At 50.9% G+C, this 2,194-nt stretch carries 1 rRNA gene; it reads right to left on the bottom strand.

Going from position 1 to position 2,194, the window contains the following annotated elements:
- A 23S ribosomal RNA gene (locus ACXAG2_RS20790) occupies nt 1-2,173 on the bottom strand; the annotation flags it as partial.
- Nucleotides 2,174-2,194: the final 21 nt, after the last annotated feature.

Raw genomic sequence — 2,194 nt, 5'->3', positions numbered from 1 at the left:
ACAACGTTAGAACATCAAACATACCAGGGTGGTATTTCAAGGACGGCTCCGTATGAACTGGCGTCCATACTTCAAAGCCTCCCACCTATCCTACACAAGTAGGTTCAATGTTCAGTGCCAAGCTGTAGTAAAGGTTCACGGGGTCTTTCCGTCTAGGTGCGGGTACACAGCATCTTCACTGCGATTTCAATTTCACTGAGTCTCGGGTGGAGACAGCGTGGCCATGGTTACACCATTCGTGCAGGTCGGAACTTACCCGACAAGGAATTTCGCTACCTTAGGACCGTTATAGTTACGGCCGCCGTTTACCGGGGCTTCGATCAAGAGCTTCGCTTACGCTAACCCCATCAATTAACCTTCCGGCACCGGGCAGGTGTCACACCCTATACGTCATCTTACGATTTAGCAGAGTGCTGTGTTTTTAATAAACAGTCCCAGCCACCTGGTCACTGCGGCCCCCGACTGCTCAAAGAGCAAGTCTCATCACAATCAGGGGCGTACCTTCTCCCGAAGTTACGGTACAATTTTGCCGAGTTCCTTCACCCGAGTTCTCTCAAGCGCCTTAGTATTCTCTACCTGACCACCTGTGTCGGTTTGGGGTACGGTTCACATAATCATAAGTTTAGAAGCTTTTCCTGGAAGCAGGGCATCAACAACTTCACTCCCTTGGGAGCTCGTCTCGTGTCTCGGCCTTAAGCACCCGGATTTACCTAAGCACTCAGCCTACACACTTTCACCTGGGCAACCAACGCCAGGATTGTCTAGCCTTCTCCGTCCCTCCGTCACTGATTATATAAGTACGGGAATATTAACCCGTTTCCCATCGACTACGCATTTCTGCCTCGCCTTAGGGGCCGACTTACCCTGCCCTGATTAGCATGGGACAGGAAACCTTGGTCTTCCGGCGTGGGGGTTTTTCACCCCCATTATCGTTACTCATGTCAGCATTCGCACTTCTGATACCTCCAGCAAACTTCACAGTTCACCTTCAGCGGCTTACAGAACGCTCCCCTACCCAAAGTACAAGTACTTTGCCGCAGCTTCGGTATATTGCTTAGCCCCGTTACATCTTCCGCGCAGGCCGACTCGACTAGTGAGCTATTACGCTTTCTTTAAAGGATGGCTGCTTCTAAGCCAACCTCCTAGCTGTCTTAGCCTTCCCACATCGTTTCCCACTTAGCAATATTTTGGGACCTTAGCTGGCGGTCTGGGTTGTTTCCCTCTTCACGACGGACGTTAGCACCCGCCGTGTGTCTCCCGGATAGTTCTCTTTGGTATTCGGAGTTTGCAAAGGGTTGGTAAGTCGGGATGACCCCCTAGCCTTAACAGTGCTCTACCCCCAAAGGAATTCGTCCGAGGCTCTACCTAAATAGATTTCGGGGAGAACCAGCTATCTCCCGGTTTGATTGGCCTTTCACCCCCAGCCACAAGTCATCCCCGCCTTTTTCAACAGGCGTGGGTTCGGTCCTCCAGTTGATGTTACTCAACCTTCAACCTGCCCATGGCTAGATCACCGGGTTTCGGGTCTATACCTGGCAACTCAACGCGCAGTTAACACTCGCTTTCGCTACGGCTCCCCTATACGGTTAACCTTGCTACCAAATATAAGTCGCTGACCCATTATACAAAAGGTACGCAGTCACCCCGAAGGGCTCCCACTGCTTGTACGTATACGGTTTCAGGTTCTGTTTCACTCCCCTCACAGGGGTTCTTTTCGCCTTTCCCTCACGGTACTGGTTCACTATCGGTCAGTAAGGAGTATTTAGCCTTGGAGGATGGTCCCCCCATCTTCAGTCAGGATAACACGTGTCCCGACCTACTTAATATGTGCTAACTGTCACTTCGTGTACGGGACTATCACCCTGTTCCGTTAAACTTTCCAGAATATTCCACTATGACAACTAACATCGGCTGGTCCCCTTTCGCTCGCCGCTACTAAGGGAATCTCGGTTGATTTCTTTTCCTCCGGGTACTTAGATGTTTCAGTTCCCCGGGTTTGCCTCGTTAACCTATGAATTCAGTTAACGATACCCGCAAGCGGGTGGGTTTCCCCATTCGGACATCGATGGCTCAAATGCGTTTTGTCAGCTCGCCACCGCTTTTCGCAGACTTACACGTCCTTCATCGCCTCTTACTGCCAAGGCATCCACCGTATACGCTTAGTCACTTAACCATACAACCCTAAATAGCTTCC

Source organism: Alteromonas sp. ABH4_456 (genome assembly GCF_056160645.1).
Note: the sequence above shows the minus strand (reverse complement) of the source record. Positions and strands in the feature narration are given on the sequence as shown.